This is a genomic window from Lactobacillus rizhaonensis, from assembly GCF_036246345.1.
Lineage (GTDB): Bacteria > Bacillota > Bacilli > Lactobacillales > Lactobacillaceae > Lactobacillus > Lactobacillus rizhaonensis.
Genome location: NZ_BTTV01000003.1, coordinates 32,444 through 53,475, shown reverse-complemented (window position 1 = coordinate 53,475; position 21,032 = coordinate 32,444). Strand labels below are relative to the sequence as shown.

Here is a 21,032-nt window from a genome sequence, read left to right as displayed (position 1 = left end):
TTACCGCTCTAAATTACGTTTTTAGCCTCAATCTTATTTTCTGTAGGTACCATTTGTATAAAGACATCAACTCCCTCGTCAATTAATTCTTTAATTGTTCTTTTTTCGTCTTCATTAATATAAATACTCTTGCTAATCTTTTGTTTGCCTTCACCAAATGAGATATTGCCCAAATTAACTGATTTAATATTAAATTCACGAGCTAACTTGGCCGCTATTTCAACAGTTTCACAAATAATGAATAAACTGTAGCGATCAGTTTTGCCACTCTTGATAACATCAATTGCACCTTGTGTGTCTTTTACTACTACCTTGACACCACTGGGCTTAGCCAAAGCAAGCATTTGCAATCTTAACTTGTCATTTTTTAAAGTGTCACTAACTAGCAAAAGTGCATCAGCTCCAAGAGTTCCTGTCCATGACACAGCGACTTGTCCATGGAGTAAACGATAATCAACCCTGATCATTTTAATCATTTAAAACATCCCCTTAGAAATCATCACTTAAACTACTCGTCTGTTTAGTGAGTGTTTGATTTACATACTGAATTCCATTTTTTGCTTCTGCAATTGTCTTTTGGATTGTTTCATCCAAAGTTTTTTCATTTGACAACAATAGTTGCACTATCATTGGTAAATTAACTCCTGAGATGATATGCAGATTTTGGTATTGATCTAGCATTTTCCCTAATGCTGTATTAACGCTGCCGCCAAGAATATCTGTTAGCACAACTACCGGCTCAGAAGAATGCTTTTCTAAAAACTCAGCAATCATTTTTTGATAATCTAAATGTTCATCAGTATAAGCTGCTATAGCATGTAAATTTTTTTGCGGACCCATAATAAATTCCGCTGTCTTTTTCACGCCAACAGCCATTTCTTCATGCGTACATATCAATACTTGAACCATTTTTACTCCTTGTTATTTTGACTATAATTTTTAGTAGTAATTGCGTGCATAAATCTATCTGCCAATGGATGAGATTTTTCCGTACTCAGTGCAGGCATCATAGAGGCAACAATAACTTGGAAAAATGGTATTACAGCCAGAGAGCACAGATCTGTAATCAACGGCTTGGTAATATTAATAATGTTTTCCTCTTTTAGTTCACTGCCAAACGTGATCAAGTATCTTCTTGAAGTTACTACAGCTAGTTTTTCATAAATACTAGAAATTCGTGAGCTATGTTGCAGATTATCAATTAAAAATACCGTATATCTTGGGCTTAACTGAATATCTGGGCCATGCATAAATTCTTCAACTTCATAGTGCATCGTTGGAATTTTCAAAGTTTCTTGGAACTTAAGAGCAGCTTCCCTGGCGACACCCAAGTTCATATTATTACCGCAAATGAAAGTTGGACCCATTTCAGCAAGCTCCAGGAAGTGCTCACTGACAAAATCGACTCCTTTATCTATTGTGCTAGACATAACATTGGCTAATTGCATAAATTCATCATCAGAGTTATATTCACGATCACCTTTAATAGCAACTTCATTTGCAAAAAGAGCTAAATAAAGAATTAATGTAGACAAACCTATAGTCACATAGCCAACTGTTTCAATACCTACACCATAATCAATTACGTAATCGGCATTACCAGCAGCCTGACTATGAACATTACCTGTTAATAAAATAGTTTGGTGACTTAATTCTTTCATATAAGTCATCGCATGCAGAATATTGGTAGAAGCCCCACTTTGAGATACAAAGAATACGAATGTTTTGTTAAAATCAATTGGTTCCGTCAGTTCAAACAGTTCAGGAGTTATTACCGATACAGGGCATCCTAAACGTTTAACCATATATGGTTGTGCCATTTTTGCAGCATTCATAGATGATCCAGATGCGACTATGATAACGCTTACAAAACTTTGATCACAAAAAAGCTTTACTAATGGTGTGACTAAACTTTCTTTATCATTAATGTTTTCTTTAACTTTTTGCGGTGACGCTTTAACATAATCAAGCATTTCCATCATATTCACTTCCAAACTAAAAATTTGAATAAAAAGCGGGATACACAAGTATCCCGTCTTTTTATCATACTAATATTCGAATTGACGATAATATCTTCTGTAGTTTTTATTATGCTTTGTATAAACTTGGTAGTGATTTGTTAATCTGTCTGTTAACAGAGAGTTAACAATCCACGGAATAACCAAATGTCTAAACTTATCATCAACACTTAAACTATATTCTTTTGTATCAATTACGTAATGCTCAGCGCCAATTTTTTCGCAGAAGCGTTGTACACGAACGTCTTGCTTTCTGAATTCGTCTTCACCTTCGACAATGAAAACTGGTACACCCTTTTCAACCAATTCAAGAGTACCATGGAAGAATTTTGCACTGGTAATTGGGCGTGTTCTTACCCATTGCATTTCTTCAAGCAGACATTCAGCGAATAATTCGGTTTCACCCCACAGAGCTCCTGAACCGGTAAAAATAGTGTAAGGAGCCTTGTAACATTTATGAGCAATCTCATCAGCTTTTGGTTCGAATTTCTTTCTGATGTCCAGCAAGTCCTTAAAGACATTTTTCAGTTGATCAGCAAACTGAGGGTAGTCTGGAAAATCACCATGTTTATAAAGCAAGCTGTAAATTAACATAGCTTCTGCCATATAGTAGTTTTGTCCAGAACCTGTTGAGCCATTTACTTCGATCACAGTTGGTGCCATTCCACCTAATTCGCCGCTCTTTTTAGTAAATGCAATTAGTCTAATATTATCTTTTATTAACCACTGTGCAGCTTCGATAATCTCTGGAGTATTACCACTGTCACTTGCAGTAATAACAATTGTATCTTTGGTCAAATCACGTGGATGGACTGCATTTAAGTCGGCAGCATTAATCACTTTAACTGGTAAGTCTGACATTCTATTAGCTGCATATGCAAACTGGTACAATTCAAACTCGGTTCCACCTATTCCCATCAGATAGATATTTTTATATCCTTCTTGGGTTAGCTTGTCAGCCAGCTCTTCAATTTCTGACCTCTTGGAATAGACCATTTCACCATCTTTTAGATAGCCTTCTGGGTTAAAATTAATTAGTTCTACTTTTTCTGTTTCCATTTTTTACCTCCCAAGTAAAAAAACAAGATAAACAAAATTGGATATTTAATAAGTCCGATTTCACTTTTAAGTGTACCAGTTTTTAGAAATAAATCAACACTTTTTTAAAATCGCTTTCATTTATTTTTGTAGAAATAAAAAACTAATTCAAAATTAGCTTTGAATTAGTCTTCTACTTATTAATTTCTTCTCTTAATCTTTAACTTTCACTTTTTGCTTTAACATTTTTAGCTAAGTGAATTTCTCTGTCAAATAGGCTTTTCATTTTGTCACTAAAGTTGTGTGCAATGAAGATTACCGTAGCGGGAGTTGAAGTAACCTCGCGCAAAATTTGCATTGTTGCTTCTTGGTCAATGGCACTAGTCCCTTCATCTATTAAAATGATCTCGCTCTGGTGAACTAATGCTCGCACCAGAACTATTTTTTGTCTTTGCCCTCCCGAAATATTTAGCTTATTGAGGTCAATTTTTTGATTTAGTCCATTATCAAATTTAGCAATGTCACCAGCAAGCTCAACTTTATTTACAAGTTGTGGTAAAGCACTCTTAAGTTTATCGGCAAACATTGTCATATTATCAGCTATGCTGACGGGAAAAAGAACTGGATCTTGTGGAATATAACCAATTTTACTCATATCGGGATGTATTACTGCTTCATTTTTATCTTTAAAAATAATTTGCCCTGAGTTTGGCTTGATTTCTCCCAAGATGAGCTTAAACAGAGTTGACTTGCCAGCTCCAGAATCGCCTGTTAACAGTATTTTTTCTCCAGGTTTCAGGTCTATATCGGGGAACGCCAAACTTTCACCATTAGGAAATTGCAAACTAAGATCATGCGTACTAAGTGATGCTGGAGTTGCTACTTCTTCAGTTTGTTCTTTTTTAACTGGCGCAGCCGTTTTGGCAATCTCCTGATTTAAAGTTTTGGAGCCCTTTATTTGTCCATAGCGACTAACTATGATTTGAATACTTTGCCTTAAGTAGAAATTACAATTGCCTACTCCAGTGATTGCACCAAATGCCACTATTTTAGCTTGGAACAAATAACCCGCTAGTAAGAACAAAATTAATGAAAAAGAAACTGATACCAATCCATTAATTATACTTAGTAATTGTGTAACCCCATTTTGCTTGACATAAGCATCTTCTAGCTCTTTAGCTGCATCATTAGTTACTTTAAATAGTTTTCCTCCGGCAAAATAACGTTGTAGTTCTTCAAGGCCATTAAGCCACTTTTCTAAGCAATCGAGATATTGATTATTACTCTTTGAAATCCTGGTCATTGAATTTTGTAGTGGCTTTTCTAATAATTTTGGTAACACTAACGAAATAGCCACCATCAAAATAATTGTGAGAAGTAAACTCCAGTGTAATGAAATAAGCAGAACAACTACAGATACTAAATTAATAACACCACCAATTAGACTAAAAAATGGTGTAAAATAATTTTCTTGGCTCTGATTCAGGTCATTTGTTAATCGATTTTGAATCTGGGCAACAGAATGCTCTTTTTGATCCGCATAAAAGTGAGATACAGATCTTTTTCTGATATGAAAATTAAATTCCTCTTGTTGTTTTGATAGAAGGAACGCATCCAGTCCTTGTATTATATATTGAAATAGGAAAGGCATAAATGAAATGACATTTATAATTAAAAACTGTTGGAATTTCTGTTGCTGAACTGCTGTGGTTAAAAGCATAATTAATTGTGTAGTTACAATTGGTAAAGTCCACTCTAAAACGGTAATCAAAATTAGTATCATGAAGCGTAAAGGGTTTTGCTTATAAAAGTCCTTAATTGTCATAATATCTTACCTCCTTTTTATTGCTTTATGTTTTCGTTAAGTGAATTTCTCTGTCAAACATTTCTTTCATTTGATCATTAAAGCTGTGTGCAATAAAGATTACTGTAGCAGAACTCGATGTGATTTCCCGCAAAATTTGCATTGTCGCTTGCTGGTCAATAGCACTGGTTCCTTCATCAATCAAAAAAATTTCACTTTGATGGACTAAAGCTCGTACTAGAACAATCTTTTGTCTTTGACCACCAGAAATATTCAATTTGTTTAAATCGATTTTTTGTTCTAAACCATCATCAAACTTGGCAATATCGCCAGAAAGTTGAACTTTTTCAACTAATTGTGGCAGTGCACTTTTTAATTTATCGGAAAACATAGTCATGTTATCAGCAATAGTTACCGGAAAAAGCACAGGGTCTTGCGGAATATAGCCAATTTTACTCATATCTGGATTAATCCTTGAACCATCTTTATCTTTAAATATGATTTGTCCAGAACTTGGCTTGATTTGTCCTAAAATAAGTTTAAACAATGTTGATTTGCCAGCTCCTGAATCTCCAGTCAACAGTATTTTTTCACCTTGTTCAATATTAATATCAGGAAACTGCAACCTTTCACCATTGGGAAATTGTAAATTCAGATTGTGAGTGCTAATCGCAACTGGTCTTACCTTTTTTGCAGTTTGCACCTTTTTTACTGGTGTCGCTGTTTTAGCAATTTCTTTATTTAGAGTTTCGGACCCCTTCATTTTCCCATAAGAGGTTACTATAATCTGAATTCCCTGTCTCAAATATGATTGGCAGTTGCCCACTCCGGTAATGGCACCAAAAACAACTAATTTTTGTTGAAACAAATAACCAACTAATGAAAATAAAATCAAAGAGAAAATAGCCGATACTAGGCCATTTATTACGGTTAGTAGTTGCATAACACCATTCTGTTTAACATTAGCATCTTCTAAATTTTTAGCAGCTGTACTCGTTACCTTAAATAATTTTGCACCACTAAAATAGCGTTGTATTTCTGCAAGTCCATTAAGCCATTTCTCCAGGCAATCTAGATATTTTTGGTTGGTCTTAGAAACTTGAATCATTGAATTTTGCAAGGGCTTCTCCAACAGCTTTGGCAAAATTAAGGAGATTAGTACCATTATTGATATGGTAACAAGCAAACTCCAATGTAATGAAACCAATAATATAATGGTAGAAACTATAATGACTACTCCCCCAATTAAGCTAAAAAAAGGAGTAATATAATTTTGCTGACTTTGAACTATATCATTCGTTAACCGGTTTTGAACTTGTGCTACTGCATGGTCTTTTTGATCTGCATAAAAATGTTTAGTGGTTTTATCCCTGATTGCAACATTATATTGCTCTTCCTGCTGAGACAAAATGTATTGTGACAGCCCTTGCAGTAGATAATCTGCCATTACACATATAAAAGCACATACATTAACAATTAAAAATATTTTAAAATTGCCTTTTTGAATTGCCGTAGTTTCTATAATACTGAGTGCAGTACCAAGAATTAGCAGTGCATATAAACCAATATTGATTAAAAGTAAAACAATAAAGCGTAAAGGATTTATCCTATAAAATTCTTTAATTGTCATTTTGATTACCTGATTTTTTATTTGATTTTAAATTGATTTGATAATCAAACTTGTCTTTTAGTTCAGGACTGAAGTTATGTGCAATCATTAAAAGTGTTTTATCGGTATCGAGCAAATTGCCAATAATTTCACTGGTAGACTTACTATCAACTGCACTAGTCGCTTCATCAAGTAACAAAAATGGTTCATCATGAATTTCAGCCCTGGCTAAAACTACTTTTTGTCTTTGTCCACCTGATAAATTGCCTTGATCTAAATCAACCGTTGTATTAATTTGATTTGGAAACTTGGCTAAATCTGGCACTAATTGAACTTTTTTGACAGCTTCTTTTAGTTTGCTAACCAGTTTACTGTTAAACATCGTAATATTATTTGCAATAGTATCAGGAAAGAGCGTAGCATCTTGTGCTATGTAACCTAGTCGAGCTTGCTGAGGCGAAATTTTAGTCCCGTCTTGAGCAGTAAAGTAGACCTCACCAGTTTTGGGCTTAAGTTGTCCCAGCAGGACTTTGAATAGAGTAGACTTACCTGTGCCTGAATCTCCTGAAAGTAAGACCTTATCGCCTTTATTAATAGTAAAATCAGGATAAGATATACTTTCTCCATTTTGATATTGCACTTTCAAATTGTGACATTCAACACCATAAACAACCGTTCCAGGCTTTTTTTCAGGTATTGGTTTTGTTAAATCAGCAATTTCCTGACGTAACTTTTTGGTTGATCTCATTTGCGTCATTGCGTTAATAACTTCCCAGAGACCATTAAAAATGGTCGAAGCAAAGCTACCTGTTATAAACCAATCACCCAAAGTGATTATATGATTAAAAAATAGTAGTCCACTGAATAAACTTGACCCAATTTGACCAATAGCATTACCTAAGCCGTTAATACTAATCGAGATCCCTTGTACTTTTTTTCTATAAACATTGGCTTCTGCCAGTTTCCGACTATCTTGACCAAGTGCTCTATCTAGTCGGCCACTTGCACTGTATCTGCGCAATTCACTTAAACCAGAAAACCAATTTTCAATTGTATTCAAAAGCTGCGCGTTTTTCTTGGCTGCTGCGGCTGTGGAATTAGATAACTTTTTTGTCATAATTTTAGGTAGAGTCAACACAATAATTGCCGCTACAGCAACAAATAAAATTAATGACCAGTGAAGAGTTATCAATGTACCAATTGCGAAGATAAGACTTAACAAGTTGGTCCAAATTTGAATCCAAGGCGTAGCATAATCGTCTGTTAAAATCTTGAGATTATTACCTAACTCATTTTGTATTTCTGATACCTTATAACCGCCAGAATTGTAATACCGCCGCATTATTTGGGAACGAATATTATGTAAGCATTCTTGAACTTGCTTATTAAACAAAAATGTTCCCAATGGTAAGGACAAAACAGTAAAGATTGAGACAATAAAATCAATGACTAACCAAAATACAAATCTGTCCCAGTTGCCTCTTGTTAAATCATTGATTGCATATTTAAAAAGGTACGTTGCCAATGTTCCACAAATGGCATAACATAAGAAAATAATTAGAATGAAAATTCCTCGAAAAATATTGGTTTTAAAAAGATCTTTAAGTGACATTGCTCTTTTATCCTTTCATCTTTGGTATGTTTTTATTAAACTTTAATTTTATTTTAAATGCAATAGAATTTCACTAAGGGGTCAATAAAGCTGACTAAGTGGTAATTCTGCCAAACTAAAAGATCTGCTTAACTTAAGCAGATCTTAGTAAATTTTATAATTTATTAATGTTTATCTTTTTCGTATCTAGTGTTAAATAAAGGACTGAGTGGTTCATGTTTTTGAATGCATTTGATTGCATCCCCAATAAGCGGACCTACTGAAACCATAAGAGTTTTTTCCAGCTTCTTTTCTACTGGCTGATTAATAGAATCTGTCAATACCAAATTTTTAATCGGAGAATCATTCAATCTTTGGATAGCTGGACCTGATAAAACAGCGTGAGTAGCACTGGCATAAACTTCAGTAGCCCCAGCATCTATTAATGCTTGAGCAGCTAGAGTAATCGTACCTGCTGTATCAATCATGTCATCAATAATGATTGCACGTTTACCCTTGACATTGCCAATGATATTCATTACTTCAGAAACATTTGCGCGTGGACGACGCTTATCTACAATCGCAATAGGTGTCTTCAAAAACTCAGCCAGTTTGCGAGCGCGCGTTACGCCACCATGATCAGGCGAAACGACAACAGCATCTTCTTGCAATTTGTTTCTCAAAAAGTAATCAGCAAGTAATGGTGCGCCCATTAAATTATCAACCGGAATATCAAAAAATCCTTGAATTTGTGGTGCATGCAAATCCAGTGACAAGACTCTGGTTGCTCCAGCTTCTTGCAACATGTCAGCTACTAACTTAGCAGTAATTGGTTCACGTGGTCTAGTCTTACGATCTTGCCGAGCATAACCATAGTAAGGAATCACAATATTAATTGTTTGTGCACTTGCACGGCGCACAGCGTCAATCATGATCAACAATTCCATTAGGTTATCATTAACCGGTACACTGGTTGACTGAATCAAATATACATCCTTACCCCGAACAGATTCATCAATGTTAATTTGAATTTCACCATCGCTAAAGCGTTGCACACTGGACTTACTCAGTGGCACTCCCACCCGCTGTGCAATTTTTTCCGCCAGCGGAACATTGGAATTGAGGGCAAACAACATCATATTGTCTTTATAAGACATAATTTCCTCCGTATTAAAATTGTTAACAACTTATTATTTTACCAAAAGTTGTCCGAAAAAGTTACTTCCTATATTATTATTCAACTTTAGTTGGTGACATTCAAGCCCTGAATACTAGATTAATGAGCAAAATAACTAATTTTTACCACAAAAAAGCAGTATATAATCCATTTCATTTTTTCGTTTTTAGAAAATCATTCACAGTAAAACCCTCAAGTTGACTTTTTCAACATTGAAGTGCAACTAAAAAGTTAGACATTTTATTATTAAGCAAGACCTAACGCACGATTCCGATATTTAATCGGAGTCGTGTATTTTAGTTTGTTTGATCTTCTGATATGGTTGAACCAGTAAACATAATCGCGCAGTACTGCCTGCATTTCTGCTAGTGAACTGATCTTAATGCGGTTGAGCTTCTCCCGTTTCATTAGGTTGAAGATGGTTTCGCCCGGTGCATTATCGTGGCAGTTACCCTTGCGCGACATGCTCTGCTTAATCTTCATTTGCCTTAATTTAGCTTGATAGCCGCTGTGGCGGTATTGAAAGCCCTGGTCTGAATGCAAAATAGGCTGAGCTGTTTCAGGCAGTTTTTGCTTGAGCTCTGCCAGCATGTCATAAACCAGCCTCATGTTAGGCGAATAGCTGACTTGACAAGCCAGTATTTTCAGTGAGGCCTCATCAATGACCGGCGAAATATAAACCTTTTTGCCTGTGGTCAGCTTGTATTCGGTAATATCCGTGTGCAAGACGTGGTAGGGTCTGGTTTCATTAAACCGCTGCTTTAAAATGTTTTCCTTGATTACGCCTGCAGGGCCCGCATAAGAACTGTAGCGTGCAGTGCGCCTGCTGTAGACTCTGGTCTTTAGTCCCAGCTGCCGCATCAGCTTGCGCACGGTATTGGGCGCATAGCTAAAGCCTTGATCTAAGAGTGCACCATGCATACGTCGATAACCGTAAGTCTCATCACTTTCTTGGTAGAAGATAGACTTGATTACGCCTTTAACAGCAGCGTATTTATCTGATCGGTTCAATCGGTGACTGCGGTTGTCGTAATAAGTTTTGCGGTTAAGGTGCAGCTTGGCAAGCAAAAGCTTTAACGACACCTCAGGTCGCTCAGCCCGAATCTCCACGGCTATTCTGGTTTTTTGCCGGTTGGTGAGCGTGGATATCGGGCAGCCACTTTTTTAGGATTAAGTTATCCAATTCTAAGTCGGCTTTTTGTGCCTCTAGCTCAGCGACCTGACGACGCAATTGTTCTACTTCGGTTAGCTTCTTAGTGGGCTTAAGCTTCTTCTGACGCTTCTTTTTAGTCATGGTTGGTGGTCTCCCCTTGGATTTTGGGAGCAGCCCAGAGTAGCCTGCAGCCTGATAAGCCGCCAGCCATTGTCTTACTACTGACCGCGAAAGATTAAAAACTGCGGCTACCCTGAGTACTCCCATGTGATGTTCATGATAGAAGCGTACCACATTTAGCTTGAATTCAGGCAAATAAGTTTGCCGGGTGTGAGTAACCTTTAAAGCGGCTAAGCCATGTTTGCGGGCACGTTCTGCCCAGGCCCTAATCTCGGTATGATCAATGCCGTATTCGCGTTCTAGTTTAGCTAAAGAGGATTGGTGGGATAAGTATTTACTGCAAATTTCCATTTTCAAAGCAGTTGAATATTTAGTCATGAAAAAAGTGCTCCTAATAGTCAGATTAATGTCTAACTATTATGGAGCACTTCACATAGAGGGTTCTATTTAAGATTAATTATTTTTTAGCACAGCACTTACATTGCAATTATACTTGGTTAATAACTGTGTTGCTTCTATTTTGTTTTTTCCTGTTTTGGCCATTACTATTGCTACTGCAACATTATTACCTGCGAGTCTTAAATAGGTCTGAGCTTCTTTAAGAGATATTACTGCCGTTTCACTAATAATCCGAGATGCACGATCGATTAATTTATCATTTGTTGGCTGTACATCAATCATCACGTTTTGATAAACTTTACCTTGCTTAATCATTACACCTGTTGATATCATATTTAAAATCATTTTCTGAGCAGTACCAGCCTTCATTCGGGTCGAACCAGTAATTACTTCGGGACCGACTATAGCTTCAATTGCAATATCAGCATTTTGACCAATAACTGATTTTGATACACAGGCAATGGCTATAGTTAGAGCATGGCTTCTTCTTGCATATTTTAAGCCGCCAACAACATAGGGTGTTCGACCACTAGCAGCTACACCAATTACAATATCATCTGCAGTCAATTTAATTTTTTGGAGATCGTTAATTCCGAGAGTCATAGAATCTTCTGCACCCTCAACAGCAGTAAACAATGCTTCTTTTCCACCAGCAATAAGACCTACTGCTCTTTTTGGCTCAATGCCATATGTTGGAACTAACTCAGTCGCATCTAAGACTCCTAACCGACCACTAGTGCCAGCACCTATGTATATTAATCTCCCACCATCCGCGAATTTTTCAGCAGCCTGATCAATCGCGAGTGCAATTGTCTCATTTTGTTCTGCTACAGCTTGCGCTACTTTCTGATCTTCGGCATTGATAGTTTTTACCATATTGATAGTAGACATAGTATCAATATGAGTTGAAGCAGGATTGCGTGCTTCTGTTATTAATTGTTTTAATTTCATTCTTTTCCCGTTAGTTATCTTATAAATAGTTTTTAAGTTCTAATAAATCAGATGAGTTATATTATTTAAATTTCTTAACAGCATTTTTTGAAGCAGTTATTGCCTTATAGCTTTTTTCAAAACTATGGCTAAAGTACAAATAGAAAATTACATCAATTACATAAAACTGACCAATAATAGAATTGGTTGCTCCAACTCTAACATCAGGCTCTAGGGGTTTACATGTCGTCAAATTTAACTTGGTGTTTTTAACTAAAGAATTTTGGCCAAATTTGGTAAGAGAAATCGTAAAAATATTATTTTGCTTTGCAAAATTCGCCAACTTCAATACTTCTTTCGTTTCGCCTGAATTAGAAATTAACCACAAGGTATCTTGAGATTTAGCTCCACAAAGATTCGTTAAAAAGACTTCAAAATCTTGATTTTTAACTACATGGCAACCGATTCTTGACCATTTTTGATAAATATTAGTTGAAGCGAGTGACGAAGCGCCAACGCCATAAACATATAAATTTTTGGTTTTTAGTAAGCGATTTACTACGGATTGACAAATCTCTTCTTTCAGTAGTTCTTTGGTAGCCATAATATTTTTACTATAATTTTCCTGTAACTTATCAGAAATGGAAATGAAAGATTCATTTTTTCTTACATCCAATTGATAGTTACTATCTTCTTTTTGGCCTCCCAAATCTTTAGAAATCATTACTTTCATGGCTGTGAAAGAATCAATGCCAAGCTTTTTTACTAGTCTTGTAACCGTTGCTGAACTTGACTGCGCACAACTAGCCAATTCGTTAATACTAAGTTTAAGAGATTTATCTGGATGATTTTCTATAAATTTGACAATTTTGACTTCTGATTTTGTTAAATTATCACGAACTGCTTCAACTCTATTTTGAAAATTCATAAAACACCTAACAAGGATAAAAATTGATTATTTAATATTTTTACTTATTGATTGTAATCGTCTTATACGCTTTGCCAACCAACTATTTCCTTTACCTTTTATTATAAGCTTAAAGTTCAAATTAAAAGACATAAAGAAGATGATGCCACCAAATAAGTATAATGCTTGAATGATAGCTGATATTATAGTATTTTTGACAAAAAGCGAATCATATATTAATAACAAACAACTGATAAAGCCAACCAGCATACTATAAATTTTGTGACCACTCTTATAAACTTTCTCAACTAGACTATATGCTAATATGAACAGAAAAAGTAATATAACAACTAAAAAAGTAATGCTTAATCCAATAGACATTTTCCTATTCCCTAATAAAAATAATAATTACGTGCTATTTTATAAAAAGGTTCGTCATCCTTTTCAAAAATTGCTAGTAAACGGTCTGTATCATCTAAGTTGCGAAACTCACAACCCATTAAATATTCAATAAAATTATGTTTTGTTCCTATAGCAGGTGAAACTAAATCCATCTTAAATTTATTTGGATATAAAACTAATAGAACTCGTATAATTTTAATTGCTACTATTAATGGATTAAAGCTATGATTTACAATATGTATTTGTACTCCTTTACAAATCTTATTACAAAACTTAGAGCTACTTGGTTTGAACCACACCGTTTGAAACAAGACGCCACTATTTTGAAAAGAATCTCGCAAAGTTTTAGTAAATTCTTTTTCATTAATCCATGGAGCACCTAGTTGTTCAAACGGTTTAACCGTTCCTCTTCCTTCAGAAATATTAGTTCCTTCTAACAAACAAAGACCTGGATATAATCTAAGGGCATCCATTGAGGGTAAATTTGGTGACGGAGCTACAAACGGTAATCCATTTTCTTCAATATTTAATTCAGGTTTCCAACCAATTAAATGACTAACAAATAAATTCAAATTAGGTAATTGAGTAGCTTTTATCCAACTTGCTAATTCACCAATTGTTAAACCATAATAATTTGGCAATGGCAACATTCCAACAAAGGAATAAAAGTCAGGCTTTATTATTTGTCCTAATGGCTTTTTACGACCTAAAAGTAAGGGGCGATCCATGACTAAGAAGGGTAAATTTAGTTTATTTGCGACTTGCATTAATTTAAACATGTTGCTTATATATGTAAAGTAACGGACACCAATATCCTGAACATCAAAGATCAAGATATCAATATCTTTTAATTCGTCAGCAGTAGGAGCAAGCTGACTGCCATAAAGACTATGAATCGTTATTTTTAAAGTTTGATCAAAATAATTTGCCACTTTTTGTCCAGGATCAGCAATACCATGTAACCCATGTTCTAGCGTAAATACTTTCTTTACTGAGGAGTATTTGTTCAAAACATCAATTGTCGAATTAAAATCAGAAGTTAAACCCGTAAAGTTTGTAATTAAGCCAATATTTTTATTAATTATTAAAGGTTTAAACTCATTAATATTTTCAATACCTAATTTCATGACTGCTTTAACCAATATGAAAGATTTTTTCGGGTATCTCTGGAATTACACTTTCATCGACTTTTTGAACACTAAAGAACTGATTACCCTGTTTGATCTTTTCTATAAATTTATTTATTGTTTGCTCTCCACCTTGAACTTCAATTTCAATTGTTCCTTCAGGACCACGAGCAGAAATACCTGTTAAATGTAGTTCCATTGCATATCGCTGTGCGACATACTTTACACCACCGTCAGTTAAGTTTCCATGTAATATCAACTTTTTTCTCATATCTATTACTTCGCCTCAGCCTGTTCTTTTTTAAGTAATTGTTTATCATACATCTTAGTAAAAGGGTAATAGACAATTAAATAAATCACAAAATTAAGAAGCATCCAGAAAATAGCTCTTACATCTCCTAAAGTTGTCATATAACCCATAAGCGGAAATGGTACAGTAAATGGTGCATTAACTGAAGTTTTGTTTAACAAATTAAAATACATAGCAAAATATGTAACAGTAGTAGTAATAAATGGCCCAACAATGAATGGAATTGCAAGTATTGGGTTCAATACAATAGGTGCACCGAAAATGATAGGTTCATTAATATTAAATATACCTGGTAGTAATGCTAATCGACCAACTTCTTTCAAATAAGCTGATTTGCAACAAAAGGCTGCAATTACACATAAAGCAAGGGTACCACCGGCGCCACCAATCCAGGCGAAATTATAAAAACCAGTAGCTCCGATATTAGTAGCTGCATGTCCAGCAGCCACTGCATCAACATTTTGTTGCCAAAGGATTAACCAGAAAGGTTCGAGGATATGACCAATTATTGCATATCCATGAATTCCCATACACCATAATATGGTGATAAGCAAAGTTGGGATAATAATTCCTAAGTATGAATTCAAACCTATATTTATAATCGGCTTAAAAATTGTCATTAAAAACTCACTAATGTTAAACTTCAAAATACCAGTAACAATCCAGACTAGTATGATTACAACTGCAGCTGGAATAATTGCTGTAAATGAGCGAGAAACAGATTTAGGAACAGCATCAGGCATTTTTATTGTAATATTTTTCTTCACGCAAAAGTTTACAATTTCTACAGAGAGTATAGCTACTACCATTGCTGTAAACATACCTGATCCACCTAAATAGGTCATTGGTAATACCATTCCTAGTGACAATTTTGGATTTGCAGCATCATTAGCTATTACAGGAATGGTAGTCATCATAAATGCTACCATTGCTATTAATCCACTAGACAAGGCATCTATTTTATACTGCTTTGCCAAATAATAACCTATACAAAATGCAGCATAAACCGCCATTAAACCAACTGTTGCTCTATATGGCAGCATAATTGTTGTAACATAAGGCTTTACCCAATTTTGATAAGCCGTAATTGGTAATTGTGCGAATAGAACGAAAAAACTTCCAAGCATTGTTAAAGGCATAGTAGCAATAATACCATCACGAATCGAAACCAAGTATCGATTTTGAGATATTTTTGTTGCTACTGGCATTACCTTTTGTTCAAGGCTTTTACTAAAATTTTTCATTATATACTCCTTTCATAAAATTAATACGTAATATCTTTAAATTTAAATTTTGTCCATGGCTTTAAATACTTTAATAAAGGGATATCTACTTTATCAATTTCTGCCACTTTATTTTTACGAGTATCATAATGAGACTTTAAAACGACTTGCAATTCATTTTTATAAATACCAAAATTGTCATTGCCAACAACAATATCACCAACATGAAATTTTTTATCATTATCATGACAAGGATTATTTATATCTCTATATTTAACTCTAGACATTGTTGACCTTGCAACTAATGCATTGCTGTCTCCTCGACGATAATGTTTTTCATTTAATAATATCTTCTTTTCAACAGCGCTTATATTATTGGAAATGTTGACATTAAAACTCAATTCATATCTATCTATACAACTTAGTCTTTTCATTTCGACTTCACTCGCATAAGCATTACCAATAATTACATCGTCAATTAAGTTCGTCATAAACAGCGACTTAGCTTGCGCTTCAATCGGTAAATTTCGGTCACATTCTCTTGTTGGCAACCCATCATTAACATTCCAAGGGCCAAAGTTTCCACAATGACTTGAAATAAAGGCAGCTGTATGTATTCCTCTTTTTTTAAACCTTTTACTTGTACGTATAAAAAATTCTTCTTCCAGTCCAGTTCCAATTTGGGGATAGAAATTGTGACATCCATATATGAATGGCTCATTGGCTTGATAACTAAGGATATTATCTAAATATCCTGTATCATTACTCATATTAAGTTCAATAATTAAGTGCTCTGGATTAAAAGACAACTCGGCCTCCGTAATGCCATCAAACCCCTGATCTAAGCGTATTCCTGTTACACCTAGTTCTTTAAAAAAGGTTAGGTCAGTATATGAAGCTCCAATTGTTTTAAAAATATTTGGAGAAACATCCAAAGTGGTAGTAAAGCCATGTAAATTACCGAAATTAATTATGTGTTTATACTTCTTTTTTGTAGCTAAAACATCTTTGACTTCAAGCATACTCATAAATATTCTGGTAAAGCCATATTTTTCACCCTGCAGTATGTATGATTCGTCCTTATCCTGATCACTGTGATCGGGATAAATTGACAAACCCAATTGGCGCATTGTCATGATTCAATATTTTCCTTATTATATTTATACCAAAAATAACTACCATACGAATTATTCTTAGAAGAAATAACAAATTTCATTTTTGGAGAGAACGATTTTATTACTATTTCAAATTTCTTTCTGTATATAGTATTCGTAGTTAATACACCACCTGATTCACCAATCAACAAATTCTTGGGGTTCCGTTTCAGCAATATAATTACCTGTTTAGCCAAGTCATTAGCAGCATTACTAATAATAGTAAGAGCTTGCGAATTAGTAGGAGCAATTTCGGCGGTAACTTTAGCTAGTGTAGCAATTTGATCTCTATCATTAGAATATATCCAGGAAATTAAATCTGAAACTCCGTCAAATCCTGATTTTTGCAAAAATAAATCGGTAAAGTCATCTTTCAAGTGATGGTCAACGGAACTCGTTATAAACTTTACTGTTCTTCGAGCAATGTCATATCCACTGCCCTCATCTCCTATAAGATATCCCCATCCCCCAACACGATCGATTTTGTTTTTGGATTTGGCAAAAACAGCTGAACCAGTTCCAGCTATTGCCAAAGTTCCATCTTCACCACTCAATACGTTCCACATACCTAGGCTGACATCTGTCATCAAAACTACTGGTAAGTGAAAGCAATTAAAAATTTCTTCTTTAAATTTAGAAGCACATTTACTATTACTTAAACCAGCTATTCCAATTACTATTACTTTGCAAAAACTTAAAGAAAGATTGCCATCAACTTTAAAAATTAATTTTTTTATTTGTTCAAGTGTTGCTGAATAATCAATCAGTATATTTCCACAACTCACACTAGTGAATTCAAACAATTCTTTTCCTTTTAAATTAATTGCCTGAATTACAATGTGTGACCCACCACTATCTATCCCAATTACATATTCCAATTAATCACCTTCTAAAAAAGCATTTGTTATTTGTTTACGCTTACATTATAATATAAAGAAAAATATTTTCAATATTTTTATAAAAATTGTGTAAAAAAATTTCAAAGAGGAGAACAATATGGCTCTTGTAAAAATTCAATTTTCATCAAAGTTATTAGAAAATCAGACTACCGTGAGACTTTTACTTCCTGATCGAAAAATAGTAAAACCATTACCAGTAATATGGTGGTTACATGGACTAGGAGACAATGGTAATACTTGGCTGAGAAAAACTAGAATCGAATTAGTCGCAGAAAAATACAATACTGCTATAATTTTTCCCGACATGCAGAGATCATTTTATTTAAATATACAAGATGGTTTGCCATTTTATACATATCTAACAGATGAGTTATATCATTATTTATATTCTGTTTTTCCTTTTAGTACTAATCAGAACAAAAACTTTTTAGTCGGTAATTCAATGGGAGGATTTGGAGCATATAAGTGGTCATTTACGGATCCACATAAATTCAGCTATATCGCAACTATGTCTCCTGTAACCAACTTATCTGTATTACCAAAAATAATGCCAGATTATCAAATAATAGAGAGTAAAAAAACTCCTTCATTGTATAATTTGGCATTATCAAATAAAAATATTTTATCTATGGCAAATTGGTTGAATTTAATTGGTGATTCAGATCCTCTTTTGAATGATGACCAAAAGTTTGTAAACAGAATTAAAAAACTAGGGATTAATTTAAACATGCAAATTAGCAGTGGCAAACATGACTGGACTTTTTGGGATAAACAAATTGAGAAAATTTTTGACTGGTTACCATTGGAGAAATTTTAATCAGGTAAACATTGGTTCCAAATATCTAGCAAATAATTTTAACTTCATTAGGTTATTATAAACTTGTTGATTTCTTAGCAATGGGTACAAAGCTAATCTTCTGGCCTGCACCGATTAGATCTAAAAGCGGTAAGTCTTGAGGCACCACTTGTCCTAAGACATTAACTTTCTTATCTGCTGGTAAATCACACTTAGTTATTTGTAATTCACCCTGGTAACGCAGATATAATTTATTATCACAAGTAATGGTTCCCCTAGGACGTGAACTTACTTTTTTCTGTGGTTCTGTGTTAAAAAGTTGGCGGCTACGCCCCTCCGTCAACCTAATCACATCTCGCGCAACATCTGGACGATTGCTCCATTCATAATTGAATAATTCAGGCAGGTTCTCATCAACATGAAGTGTAATAGTCTGCTGTTTGATGTAATTTTTAAAACAGTCAATCATATTCGTTGTTAAAGAGCCATCACCAATGAAGACATGATCGCAACCAAGCTGTTTCAATTCCAATGTGGCAGCTAAAGGATTCTCACCCCTATGTTTTTCAAGAGTTGGCAGTCCAGCATGAATAGGTCCACGCAGAACATCATCGCCCGCAACAAACGCCATCGTTTTCAAATTCATTTGGTGTAACCACTTATTTTTTTGTTCCAACCAATTTTCATCTAAGCCAGTTTCCGGGCGAGGATAAAAGTTATGCCAAGCTTGCAAATTTTCAAAGTTGGCACCGTGTTCTCGTAAAGCTGTGATGTCATCTTTATTTATAGTACTGGCATTCAAAGTAATTGGCATTTTCTGCGAAAGTTTAGCTATAGTAGCTGCGGATACACCGTCATCTATTCTTAGTCCAGTTAACCCCAGACTTTTAACCTGCTTTTCATTATCTAGTGCAATGCCTAATTTCTCTAGTCCCTCTTTTGAAACATCAGCAATGATATCTGTTTCTAAATTTTGACACCACTTGGTTAATTCAGCTAATCTTTTCAAAACAACTTTTTGATCATCTTCTGGTATATGCAATGAAGTAAAAACAGTAGTCAATCCCGCATTACGCATTGCCAGCAGATAATTATAGTCATCAGCCGTAAAATCGCGGTTGAGATACATTGAAAAACCTAGCATAGTAATTTAATTCTCTTCCTTTATATGAAATCACTTACATGTACAATTATACTATTTTTTATTTAAAAAAATGCATATTAAAAAGCCATGAGCAATTGCTCATGGCTTTAATAATTAAATTAACTTAGTTAGATTCTCGTAATATAAATGTACTCCAAGGCTCAATGTCTTTCAACAGATCCAAATCATCTGGACTGATGTGACCAACAAGATTACGTCTACCATCATTTGAAAATGGAGTTAAAACAATTTGTAATTCTCCCTTGTAGCGTGGATATTTATCATTGACAACAACTATATCTCCTCTTTCAAAAGAGGCTTTATCGTTATTATGTGCAGGAATATCTTCTTTAGCATAAACGACACGGGGTTGTGTATCACGCAACAAAAATTCCGAAGCATCACCGCGATACAAATGCGGCTTTTTAAGACAAATTGTCTTCTCAATTGGCAAAATATCTTGTTCAAATTCAATTCCTAAAGCAGGAAATGAACTGTTAAAAGCTTTTGCAGCAGCAGCTAGTTCATCTTCACTAGCAAATGCGTTGCCAAAAATAATATCATCAATTTTTTTACTCAAGCGCAAATGTGTTACTTGACTAAAAATGTCTCTTTGACGATCGCTTTCCATTGTTGGTAAACCTTCATGAACAGGCCACGGACCGAATTGAGCATTTTTAGATGAAATAAACGCAGCAGTATGTAAACCATAGTCACGATACTTTTGTGAATATTCATTAAAAATCTTTTCACTTAATCCCGTGTATTCTTGAGGATAAAAGTTATGACAACCAATCAAATTATCAACTTCAGGGTCATAAGCCATAATACTATCCAAATAATTAGTACCCCGACTCATATTAAGTTCTATTTTTAACCCATATTGATTATGAGTCATAGCGGCTTCTTCCATACCGCTGAAGCCCTCATCTAACCTTAAGCCCCAAACGCCTAAGTCATGGAAAAAGACTAAATCATTATAGTCAATTTTTAATTCTTTAAATAAAACGGGATTAATATCAACTACGGTTTTAAACCCTAAATCATTTGCATAAGCAACGTCTTTTTTTAACTTGGCAAGTAAATCTTCACCGCTGGCACTCTTTAATTGCAAGAGTGAAGAAAAAATTCTGCTGTAGCCATACTTGTGAGCTAAATCCATATATTCTTTATCCTGCTCAAATGTACTTTGTTCGGGATAAAGGGAAATACCTAACTGTTTCATAAAATT

General features: G+C 34.6%; 19 protein-coding genes. 1 reads left to right on the top strand and 18 read right to left on the bottom strand.

The window, feature by feature from the left end:
- Positions 1–8: 8 nt before the first annotated feature.
- The 16 genes from AAA915_RS04810 to AAA915_RS04735 all read right to left on the bottom strand — a co-directional run bounded on the left by AAA915_RS04810 (position 9) and on the right by AAA915_RS04735 (position 17,840).
- A complete protein-coding gene (locus AAA915_RS04810; protein WP_338200913.1) occupies positions 9–476 on the bottom strand; it encodes a PTS sugar transporter subunit IIB in 468 nt (155 codons plus the stop codon).
- A gap of 13 nt (positions 477–489) precedes the next feature.
- On the bottom strand, positions 490–909 hold the full coding sequence (locus AAA915_RS04805; RefSeq protein WP_338200915.1) for a PTS sugar transporter subunit IIA: 420 nt from the start codon (positions 907–909) through the stop codon (positions 490–492).
- Positions 910–911: 2 nt separating this feature from the next.
- Complete coding sequence (locus tag AAA915_RS04800; RefSeq protein WP_338207476.1) at positions 912–1,979, bottom strand: SIS domain-containing protein; 1,068 nt, start codon at positions 1,977–1,979, stop codon at positions 912–914.
- Between the two features lie 69 nt (positions 1,980–2,048).
- Complete coding sequence (locus tag AAA915_RS04795; protein WP_338200919.1) at positions 2,049–3,077, bottom strand: SIS domain-containing protein; 1,029 nt, start codon at positions 3,075–3,077, stop codon at positions 2,049–2,051.
- Positions 3,078–3,276: 199 nt separating this feature from the next.
- A complete protein-coding gene (locus AAA915_RS04790) occupies positions 3,277–4,881 on the bottom strand; it encodes an ATP-binding cassette domain-containing protein (protein ID WP_338200921.1) in 1,605 nt (534 codons plus the stop codon).
- A gap of 25 nt (positions 4,882–4,906) precedes the next feature.
- A complete protein-coding gene (locus tag AAA915_RS04785; RefSeq protein WP_338200923.1) occupies positions 4,907–6,490 on the bottom strand; it encodes an ATP-binding cassette domain-containing protein in 1,584 nt (527 codons plus the stop codon).
- Positions 6,480–8,081, bottom strand: a complete 1,602-nt coding sequence (locus AAA915_RS04780) for an ATP-binding cassette domain-containing protein (protein WP_338200925.1) — start codon at positions 8,079–8,081, stop codon at positions 6,480–6,482. Before AAA915_RS04780 ends, AAA915_RS04785 begins: the two co-directional genes overlap by 11 nt.
- A 164-nt stretch (positions 8,082–8,245) precedes the next feature.
- Positions 8,246–9,217: a ribose-phosphate diphosphokinase gene (locus AAA915_RS04775; protein ID WP_223902105.1), complete on the bottom strand. Its 972-nt coding sequence runs from the start codon at positions 9,215–9,217 to the stop codon at positions 8,246–8,248.
- Positions 9,218–9,483: 266 nt separating this feature from the next.
- Positions 9,484–10,888 (bottom strand): IS3 family transposase gene (locus AAA915_RS04770; protein WP_338207474.1). Its coding sequence is split into 2 segments (ribosomal slippage): positions 9,484–10,396 and positions 10,395–10,888, totalling 1,407 coding nucleotides; the frame shifts between segments, so codons are not numbered across the junction.
- 75 nt (positions 10,889–10,963) lie between these two features.
- Positions 10,964–11,860 carry an N-acetylmuramic acid 6-phosphate etherase gene (murQ, locus tag AAA915_RS04765; RefSeq protein WP_338201851.1) on the bottom strand — a complete coding sequence of 299 codons (897 nt, stop codon included), beginning with the start codon at positions 11,858–11,860 and terminating at the stop codon, positions 10,964–10,966.
- 61 nt (positions 11,861–11,921) lie between these two features.
- Positions 11,922–12,767 (bottom strand): MurR/RpiR family transcriptional regulator, encoded by an 846-nt coding sequence (locus AAA915_RS04760; protein WP_338201849.1) that lies wholly within the window; start codon positions 12,765–12,767, stop codon positions 11,922–11,924.
- Between the two features lie 371 nt (positions 12,768–13,138).
- Positions 13,139–14,275, bottom strand: a complete 1,137-nt coding sequence (locus AAA915_RS04755; protein WP_338201847.1) for a DUF1343 domain-containing protein — start codon at positions 14,273–14,275, stop codon at positions 13,139–13,141.
- A 7-nt stretch (positions 14,276–14,282) separates the two neighbouring features.
- Positions 14,283–14,546: an acylphosphatase gene (locus AAA915_RS04750; protein ID WP_338201845.1), complete on the bottom strand. Its 264-nt coding sequence runs from the start codon at positions 14,544–14,546 to the stop codon at positions 14,283–14,285.
- 5 nt (positions 14,547–14,551) lie between these two features.
- Entirely contained in the window at positions 14,552–15,829 is a 1,278-nt protein-coding gene (locus AAA915_RS04745; protein WP_338201843.1) for a PTS sugar transporter subunit IIC, read from the bottom strand.
- Between the two features lie 20 nt (positions 15,830–15,849).
- The gene (locus AAA915_RS04740; RefSeq protein ID WP_110446503.1) at positions 15,850–16,944 is read right to left on the bottom strand and encodes a DUF871 domain-containing protein; all 1,095 of its coding nucleotides are present in this window, start codon (positions 16,942–16,944) and stop codon (positions 15,850–15,852) included.
- The gene (locus AAA915_RS04735) at positions 16,941–17,840 is read right to left on the bottom strand and encodes a BadF/BadG/BcrA/BcrD ATPase family protein (RefSeq protein ID WP_338201840.1); all 900 of its coding nucleotides are present in this window, start codon (positions 17,838–17,840) and stop codon (positions 16,941–16,943) included. Before AAA915_RS04735 ends, AAA915_RS04740 begins: the two co-directional genes overlap by 4 nt.
- A gap of 118 nt (positions 17,841–17,958) precedes the next feature.
- On the opposite strand from AAA915_RS04735, the gene AAA915_RS04730 reads away from it, so the two are divergent.
- Positions 17,959–18,678, top strand: coding sequence for an alpha/beta hydrolase (locus AAA915_RS04730; protein ID WP_338201839.1), 720 nt, complete (start codon positions 17,959–17,961; stop codon positions 18,676–18,678).
- A gap of 55 nt (positions 18,679–18,733) precedes the next feature.
- Here AAA915_RS04730 and AAA915_RS04725 read toward each other — a convergent pair whose 3' ends face one another.
- Together AAA915_RS04725 and AAA915_RS04720 are read right to left on the bottom strand one after the other, a co-directional pair.
- Complete coding sequence (locus AAA915_RS04725) at positions 18,734–19,801, bottom strand: DUF871 domain-containing protein (protein WP_338201837.1); 1,068 nt, start codon at positions 19,799–19,801, stop codon at positions 18,734–18,736.
- A 124-nt stretch (positions 19,802–19,925) separates the two neighbouring features.
- The gene (locus AAA915_RS04720) at positions 19,926–21,026 is read right to left on the bottom strand and encodes a DUF871 domain-containing protein (RefSeq protein ID WP_338201835.1); all 1,101 of its coding nucleotides are present in this window, start codon (positions 21,024–21,026) and stop codon (positions 19,926–19,928) included.
- Positions 21,027–21,032 lie beyond the last annotated feature (6 nt).

Bases quoted from the DNA above. Each gene is read 5' to 3' on its own strand.
- AAA915_RS04810 (WP_338200913.1), bottom strand. From the start codon at position 476: ATGATTAAAATGATCAGGGTTGATTATCGTTTACTCCATGGACAAGTC.
- AAA915_RS04805 (WP_338200915.1), bottom strand. From the start codon at position 909: ATGGTTCAAGTATTGATATGTACGCATGAAGAAATGGCTGTTGGCGTG.
- AAA915_RS04800 (WP_338207476.1), bottom strand. From the start codon at position 1,979: ATGGAAATGCTTGATTATGTTAAAGCGTCACCGCAAAAAGTTAAAGAA.
- AAA915_RS04795 (WP_338200919.1), bottom strand. From the start codon at position 3,077: ATGGAAACAGAAAAAGTAGAACTAATTAATTTTAACCCAGAAGGCTAT.
- AAA915_RS04790 (WP_338200921.1), bottom strand. From the start codon at position 4,881: ATGACAATTAAGGACTTTTATAAGCAAAACCCTTTACGCTTCATGATA.
- AAA915_RS04785 (WP_338200923.1), bottom strand. From the start codon at position 6,490: ATGACAATTAAAGAATTTTATAGGATAAATCCTTTACGCTTTATTGTT.
- AAA915_RS04780 (WP_338200925.1), bottom strand. From the start codon at position 8,081: ATGTCACTTAAAGATCTTTTTAAAACCAATATTTTTCGAGGAATTTTC.
- AAA915_RS04775 (WP_223902105.1), bottom strand. From the start codon at position 9,217: ATGTCTTATAAAGACAATATGATGTTGTTTGCCCTCAATTCCAATGTT.
- murQ (WP_338201851.1), bottom strand. From the start codon at position 11,860: ATGAAATTAAAACAATTAATAACAGAAGCACGCAATCCTGCTTCAACT.
- AAA915_RS04760 (WP_338201849.1), bottom strand. From the start codon at position 12,767: ATGAATTTTCAAAATAGAGTTGAAGCAGTTCGTGATAATTTAACAAAA.
- AAA915_RS04755 (WP_338201847.1), bottom strand. From the start codon at position 14,275: ATGAAATTAGGTATTGAAAATATTAATGAGTTTAAACCTTTAATAATT.
- AAA915_RS04750 (WP_338201845.1), bottom strand. From the start codon at position 14,546: ATGAGAAAAAAGTTGATATTACATGGAAACTTAACTGACGGTGGTGTA.
- AAA915_RS04745 (WP_338201843.1), bottom strand. From the start codon at position 15,829: ATGAAAAATTTTAGTAAAAGCCTTGAACAAAAGGTAATGCCAGTAGCA.
- AAA915_RS04740 (WP_110446503.1), bottom strand. From the start codon at position 16,944: ATGACAATGCGCCAATTGGGTTTGTCAATTTATCCCGATCACAGTGAT.
- AAA915_RS04730 (WP_338201839.1), top strand. From the start codon at position 17,959: ATGGCTCTTGTAAAAATTCAATTTTCATCAAAGTTATTAGAAAATCAG.
- AAA915_RS04725 (WP_338201837.1), bottom strand. From the start codon at position 19,801: ATGCTAGGTTTTTCAATGTATCTCAACCGCGATTTTACGGCTGATGAC.
- AAA915_RS04720 (WP_338201835.1), bottom strand. From the start codon at position 21,026: ATGAAACAGTTAGGTATTTCCCTTTATCCCGAACAAAGTACATTTGAG.